6 protein-coding genes are annotated in these 6549 nt (G+C 66.8%); 5 read left to right on the top strand and 1 reads right to left on the bottom strand.

The features are described 5' to 3' along the window. The first annotated feature begins 115 nt into the window (after positions 1 to 115). Genes ACFU4Z_RS29565 through ACFU4Z_RS29555 form a run of 3 tightly spaced genes read left to right on the top strand, consistent with a single transcriptional unit; the run spans position 116 to position 3688 of the window. Positions 116 to 1042 (top strand): ABC transporter permease, encoded by a 927-nt coding sequence (locus ACFU4Z_RS29565; protein WP_379069340.1) that lies wholly within the window; start codon positions 116 to 118, stop codon positions 1040 to 1042. Further along, positions 1035 to 1988 carry an ABC transporter permease gene (locus ACFU4Z_RS29560; protein WP_379069275.1) on the top strand — a complete coding sequence of 318 codons (954 nt, stop codon included), beginning with the start codon at positions 1035 to 1037 and terminating at the stop codon, positions 1986 to 1988. Before ACFU4Z_RS29565 ends, ACFU4Z_RS29560 begins: the two co-directional genes overlap by 8 nt. 8 nt (positions 1989 to 1996) lie before the next feature. Beyond that, positions 1997 to 3688 (top strand): dipeptide ABC transporter ATP-binding protein, encoded by a 1692-nt coding sequence (locus tag ACFU4Z_RS29555; protein ID WP_379069272.1) that lies wholly within the window; start codon positions 1997 to 1999, stop codon positions 3686 to 3688. A 66-nt stretch (positions 3689 to 3754) separates the two neighbouring features. On the opposite strand, the gene ACFU4Z_RS29550 is transcribed toward ACFU4Z_RS29555, so the two are convergent. Continuing rightward, entirely contained in the window at positions 3755 to 4621 is an 867-nt protein-coding gene (locus ACFU4Z_RS29550) for an alpha/beta fold hydrolase (RefSeq protein ID WP_379069269.1), read from the bottom strand. A gap of 87 nt (positions 4622 to 4708) precedes the next feature. On the opposite strand from ACFU4Z_RS29550, the gene ACFU4Z_RS29545 reads away from it, so the two are divergent. Both ACFU4Z_RS29545 and ACFU4Z_RS29540 read left to right on the top strand, forming a co-directional pair. Further along, positions 4709 to 5185, top strand: coding sequence for a MarR family winged helix-turn-helix transcriptional regulator (locus tag ACFU4Z_RS29545; protein WP_379069266.1), 477 nt, complete (start codon positions 4709 to 4711; stop codon positions 5183 to 5185). A 15-nt stretch (positions 5186 to 5200) separates the two neighbouring features. Further along, positions 5201 to 5947, top strand: coding sequence for an oxidoreductase (locus ACFU4Z_RS29540; protein WP_379069263.1), 747 nt, complete (start codon positions 5201 to 5203; stop codon positions 5945 to 5947). The last annotated feature ends 602 nt before the right edge of the window (positions 5948 to 6549 follow it).

Raw genomic sequence — 6549 nt, 5'->3', positions numbered from 1 at the left:
CGCCGAACGGCGGCGCCCCGGTCTGTTCGACGTCGTCAACAACGCCACGGCCCGGCGGGCCGCGCGCGCCCCCCCACCCCCCCCCCCCCCCCCCGCCGCTCACCCAGGAGACGAAATGGCCTGGTATGTCGTGCGGCGTCTGCTTCAAATGATCCCCGTGTTCCTCGGGGCGACGCTGCTCATCTACGCACTGGTCTTCCTAGTTCCGGGCGATCCGATCCACGCGCTGGCAGGCGATAAGCCGATGACGCCTGCGGTGGAAGCCCAACTTCGCGCCCGCTATCATCTCGACCGCCCGTTTTTCGTGCAGTACCTGCTGTATCTGAAGGGCATCTTCACGCTCGACTTCGGCACAGCCTTCTCCGGCAGGCCGGTACGCGACGAGCTCGCGCGGGCCTTCCCGATCACGATCAAGCTGTCGCTCATGGCGGTCCTCATCGAGGGCGTCTTCGGCGTCATCTTCGGACTGATCGCGGGTCTGCGCAAAGGCAGGCTCTTCGACTCGACCCTGCTGGTGGTCAGCCTGGTCATCATCGCGGTGCCGATCTTCGTGATCGGCTTCCTCGCCCAGTTCCTGCTCGGTGTGAAATGGGGCATCGCGCCGGTGACCGTCACCGGCAAGGCGAGCATCGGCGAACTGCTCGTCCCGGCGATCGTGCTCGGCTCGCTGTCGTTCGCCTATGTGCTCCGGCTGACCCGGAACTCGGTGGCGGAGAACATGTCCGCCGACTATGTGCGGACCGCGACCGCCAAGGGGCTGAGCAGACCCCGTGTCGTCACCGTGCATATTCTGCGCAACTCGATGATCCCGGTCATCACCTTCCTCGGCGCCGACCTCGGCGCCCTGATCGGCGGCGCTGTCGTCACCGAGGGCATCTTCAATATTCCGGGCGTGGGAGGCACGCTCTACCAGGCGATTACGCGTGGAGAACCACCGACGGTGGTCTCCTTCGTGACGGTCCTCATCGTGATCTTCCTGATCTCGAATCTGCTCATCGACCTGCTCTACGCCACGCTCGACCCGAGGATTCGATATGCCTGACCTCGATAAACACGTTCCGGACAGGCAGCAGCACTTCGTCGCGCCGCCCGACGAGGTGGAGGTTCTCGCCACCGACCAGGTCGACGAATCCGGTTCGCCGACCAGCATCTGGCAAGACGCATGGCGGCAGCTGCGCCGAAATCCGATCTTCATCGTCGCCGCGCTGCTGATCGTCTTCATCGCGGTTGTCGTGCTGTGGCCGGGACTGTTCAGCGATCAGGACCCGCGCTACTGCAACGGCGATTTCAGCATGGACCCGGGTGGGCCGGGCCATCCGTTCGGCTTCGACAAACAGGGCTGTGACGTCTACACCCGAACCGTCTACGGCGCACGGGCTTCGGTGATGGCCGGTCTGGGTGCGACAACGCTGTTCCTGTTCCTCGGCGGCACGCTCGGGGCGCTCTCCGGCTTCTACGGCGGGTTGCTCGATTCGGTGGTGTCACGGATCGCGGAGATCTTCTACGCGATTCCGCTGATGCTCGCAGCGATCGTCGTCATGCAGCTGCTGGATTCACGGACGATCTGGACCGTCATCCTGATTCTGTCCGCGTTCACCTGGCCGCAGGCGGCGCGCATCGCGCGTAGTGCGGTGATCGAGGCCAAGAACAGCGAGTACGTCACGGCGGCAAAAGCATTGGGCGTCTCCCGAATACGGACCCTGCTGCGTCATGTGCTGCCGAATGCGGCGGGACCGCTGATCGTGGTCACCACCATCTGGCTCGGCGCGTTCATCGTCACCGAGGCGACCCTGTCCTACCTCGGTGTCGGTCTGCCGCGCACGATCGTGTCCTGGGGTTCCGATATCAACACCAATCAGCACGAGCTGCGCGGTGGTTCGCCGATCCTGTTCTATCCCGCAGCAGCGTTGGCGCTCACCGTGCTGAGTTTCATCCTGCTCGGCGACGCGGTGCGGGACGCGCTCGATCCGAAGGCCAGGAAGAGGTGACCGCGGCGATGTCCGATAAACCACTGCTCGAGATCGAAGATCTCAACGTCTGCTTCAGTTCCGAGGGCAAGCGGATTCCGGCGGTCCGCGACGTCAGTCTGTCGGTGTATCCGGGTCAGACCGTGGCGATCGTCGGTGAATCCGGATCCGGGAAAACCACCACCGCGCACAGCATCATCGATCTGCTGCCCGGCACCGGACAGGTCACCTCCGGCTCGATCCTCTTCGACGGAAGAGACCTCGCCAAGGCGTCGAAGAAGGATGTCGTCGCTGTGCGCGGCAGCGGCATCGGTCTGGTCCCGCAGGACCCGATGTCGAACCTCAACCCGGTGTGGAAGGTCGGGTTCCAGATCCGGGAAACATTGGTGGCCAACGGGATAGCCAAGGGCAAGGCCGCCAAGAAGCGGGCGATCGAACTGCTGGAGGAAGCGGGGATGTCGGACGCGCAACGCCGGGTCAACCAGTATCCGCACGAATTCTCCGGCGGCATGCGCCAGCGTGCGCTCATCGCGATCGGGCTGGCGTGCCGGCCAAAACTGCTGATCGCCGACGAGCCGACGTCGGCGCTCGACGTCACTGTGCAGCGGCAGATCCTCGACCATCTCGACGGGCTCACCAGCGAACTCGGCACGGCGGTTCTGCTGATCACCCACGATCTCGGTCTGGCCGCCGAGCGTGCCGAGCACCTGGTGGTGATGTATCGCGGTCGGGTGGTGGAATCCGGCCCCGCGCTACAGATTCTGCGTGAACCACAGCATTTGTACACCAAGCGGCTGGTGAACTCGGCGCCCTCGCTGGCCTCGCAGCGGCTGTCCTCGGTGCGTGAGCGCATCGAGATACGCAAACAGGCCGTTCAGGTCGCGGAGGAGGCGGCCGCGGCCGACACGGAGTCGGCGGCGGTCTCCGATGATGTGGTGGTCGCGGAGAATCTGACCAAGGCGTTCAAGATTCGCGGTAGCGCGCCGTGGAAGTCGTCGGACTTCATCGCGGTCGACGAGGTGTCGTTCCGGCTGAAGCGCGGTACCACCACGGCCATCGTCGGTGAGTCCGGATCCGGCAAATCCACTGTCGCGCAGATGGTTCTCGGCTTGCTGGAGCCGACGTCCGGGAAAGTGACGTTCGACGGCAAGGAGGTCGCGAAGCTGGACCGTAAGGGCGCCTTTGCGTTCCGCCGCCGGGTGCAGCCGATCTTCCAGGATCCCTACGGCTCGCTGGATCCGATGTACTCGATCTACCGCACCATCGAGGAGCCGTTGCGCACGCACCGGATCGGCACGTCCAAGCAACGCGAAGCGACGGTACGGGAACTGCTGGACAAGGTTTCGCTACCGTCGACGGTGATGCGCCGCTATCCGAACGAGCTGTCCGGTGGTCAGCGTCAGCGCGTGGCCGTGGCCCGTGCGCTGGCACTCTCCCCGGAGGTGGTGGTCTGCGATGAAGCGGTCTCCGCGCTGGATGTGCTGGTGCAGGCCCAGATTCTGAAGCTGCTCAACGATCTGCAAGCGGAGCTCGGGCTGTCCTACCTGTTCATCACCCACGACCTGGCCGTGGTCCGGCAGATCGCCGACGATGTGCTCGTGATGCAGAACGGCAAGGTCGTCGAGGCCGCCACCACCAACGAGGTCTTCGACAATCCACGAGAGGAGTACACCCGGCGGCTGCTGGACGCGATTCCGGGTCGCGACCTGCTGGCGGGGTGAGCGCCGCCGTCACCCGCGGAGTCGGCCACCGCGCCGATCAGCGCGGCCAACTCCGCGGGTGACGGATCAGGACGTGTGCGCGAGGATGGCGGCGACAACCGAATCCCATTGTGCCCGTGGCGCGATTTCGTGGCCGGTGTGCTCCAGCGCGAGGAAACGGGCGCCGGGAATCTCCGTGGCGAGGGCTCTACCGTGCCCGATCGGGAAGAGCGGATCCTCGGTGCCGTGCAGCACCAGGGTCGGCGCGGCGATCTTTCCGAGCCGATCGCGCCACGGCGCACCGGGGTCGATCATGAACGGGTTGGTCAGTTGGGCCGCAATGTCGTTCGCGCGGTCGATGATTCGCTCAGCCTTGGGCCGCCGGGCCGCGGTGTCGAACGGCAGGCTTGCCGCGGTGAAGGGTCGGTCTGCCTCGACGAGGTACTCGACGACGGCGGCCCGGTTCGACCAGTCCGGTTCGGCGGCCTCGCCCGCGAAGAAGGCTTGGAGTTCGGGGGACATCTCCGGGAGGTCGGGGTAGTGGTGGCCGGGATCGCCGGGTGTCGACGAGGCGAGCGTCAGCGTGGCGACCCGATCGGGGTGATCGAGCGCGACGAGTTGCGCGACCGCCGCACCCTGCGACATACCGATCAGGTGCGCCTGCTCGAGGCCGAGGGCGTCGAGCAGGCCGACGGCGTCGGCGACCAGATCCCGCAGGCCATAGGGCGGCGCGCCCACCGGGTAGGTGGCGGAACGGCCCGCGTCCCTGCTGTCGTAGCGGATCACGCTGCGGCCGCCTGCCACCAGGCGCTCGATGAATTCTTCCTCCCATGCCAGGAGCGATTCGCCTGCGCCGTGGATGAGCAGGATGGCGGGCTGCCGCTGCGGGTCACCGAAACTCTCTGTGCACAACTGGGTTTCGTTGACATCGCGGAGCTGCTGATTGCCGGTCACTCGCACTGCCCTTCAATTGTGTTACATGTAACAAAAACCATATCGGCAACTTCGTTACATGTAAACAAGAGCCGGTAGACTGGCTCTATGCCCAAGACATCGAACCGTCGCGCGGCCGGTGATGCGCGGACCGCCTGGGCGGCCTACCGGCGGCTGCCGCTGCTCGTGGACACCGAGATCGCCCGCGATCTGGAATCCGGCACCGGGCTGTCGATGCCGGACTATGACGTGCTCACCGCTGTGACGGAGATGGCGGCCGAGGAGGAATGCGTGCGGGTGAGCGGCCTTGCGGCGCGGATGCACTGGCCGCACAGCCGCCTGTCCCGCCAGCTCGGGCGGATGGAGCGGCGCGGCCTGATCGCGCGCGAGCCGTGTGAACGTGATGGCCGCGGCGACGACGTCGTGCTCGCGGAGCCGGGACGGCAGGCGCTGGCAGCGGCGGGACCGGTCCATCTCGCCTCCGTGCATCGGCGCTTCCTCGACCTGCTGACTCCTGAGCAGCTCGCGGCGCTGACCGGGATCGAGGAGACCATCGCCCGGCACCGAGCCGCGCTGAGCGGCTGAACTAGCCTCGTATCCGTGACCGATCCGCTACAGCCTCTCGTCGATCTGCCCGGTGTGCGCGAAAGCGCCGATCGGGCCCGCGACGCGCTCGCAGGTGTGCATCGGCACAAGGCGAACCGGCGCGGCTGGCCGACCACCGCCGCCGAGGCCGCGGTGCGCGCGGCCCGGTCGTCCGCCGCGATCGATGGCGGTTCGACCGAACTGCCCGCCGACGGCCGGGTCGGCGATCCGATCCTGGCCGGGTCGCTGCGGGTGGGGCAGGCGTTGGACGGCGATGCCCTACGCACTCTCGCCGGCACCTGGCGGCGGGCCCCCTTGCAGGCGCTGGCTCGGCTGCACCTGCTGGCAGCCGCCGACCTGGTGACCGACGAGGCGTTGCTCGGTCGGCCCCGTTCCGACACGGGCGTCGCCGAACGGCTCGACCTACTGGTGCAGACGGTGCTCGGGTCGACCGCGCCCGCCCCGGTTGTCGCCGCGGTGGTGCACGGCGAGCTATTGGCGTTGCGGCCCTTCGGCACGGCCGACGGCATCGTCGCGCGGGCGGCATCCCGGCTTGTCGCGGTGTCCAGTGGGCTCGACCCGCACAGCCTCGGCGTGCCGGAGGTGTTCTGGCTGCGTCGGCGGCAGGCGTATCTGGATGCCGCGGCCGGGTTCGGCACGGGAGAGGCGAATGCCGTCGGCAGCTGGGTGATCCTGTGCTGCGGTGCTTTCGAGGACGGCGCGCGCGAGGCCACGTCGATCGCCGACTCGGCGTCGGGATAGGCGGATGCCTCGCCTGCGCTCGGCCCAGCGCGCGGATGCCTCGCCTGCGCTCGGCCCAGCGCGCGGATGCCTCGCCTGCGCTCGGCCCAGCGCGCGGATGCCTCGCCTGTGTTCGGCCAGCGCGCGATTGCCTCGCCTGTTCGGCCCGGCGGGCGGATGCCTCAGGGACAGCATGCCCCTACACGTCAAAGCGGGCGGCGTTGTCGTTGAACGACCTCACCGCCCGCGAGCACGGAAACCCGGTTACCAAGCGTGCTAGGTGGGTTGTGGTCTTTCGGCCTCGGCGATAATTCGAACTCCGCCGGTTCATCCCCGCAACCTGTGCGAGGCCCTCGCCGTCGACAATTCGAATTTCGCAGGCCCACAACGCTTCTGCCCTTGTCGCGGCGCGCTCCGCGTGGGTACCTGGCATCCGTGCTAGGAAGAGTGGACGGGAGACTGAACCTTCTCTTCCGGCTCCGCCTTGGCCTTCCGACCTTCCGTAGTTACCTTTTTACACTGTGACAGCCCTCACATCAAGGCTTGGGAAAACATTCAATAATCGGTGTGTTCATCGGCGTTTCGTGGTTAAATCCCTGGTCGCGGCATCGTGAACGCCGTGC

This window comes from Nocardia sp. NPDC057440, from assembly GCF_042802915.1.
In the GTDB taxonomy this organism is placed as follows: domain Bacteria; phylum Actinomycetota; class Actinomycetes; order Mycobacteriales; family Mycobacteriaceae; genus Nocardia.
This window is presented reverse-complemented; position numbering and strand designations above follow the sequence as displayed.

Bases quoted from the DNA above. Each gene is read 5' to 3' on its own strand.
- ACFU4Z_RS29565 (WP_379069340.1), top strand. From the start codon at position 116: ATGGCCTGGTATGTCGTGCGGCGTCTGCTTCAAATGATCCCCGTGTTC.
- ACFU4Z_RS29560 (WP_379069275.1), top strand. From the start codon at position 1,035: ATGCCTGACCTCGATAAACACGTTCCGGACAGGCAGCAGCACTTCGTC.
- ACFU4Z_RS29555 (WP_379069272.1), top strand. From the start codon at position 1,997: ATGTCCGATAAACCACTGCTCGAGATCGAAGATCTCAACGTCTGCTTC.
- ACFU4Z_RS29545 (WP_379069266.1), top strand. From the start codon at position 4,709: ATGCCCAAGACATCGAACCGTCGCGCGGCCGGTGATGCGCGGACCGCC.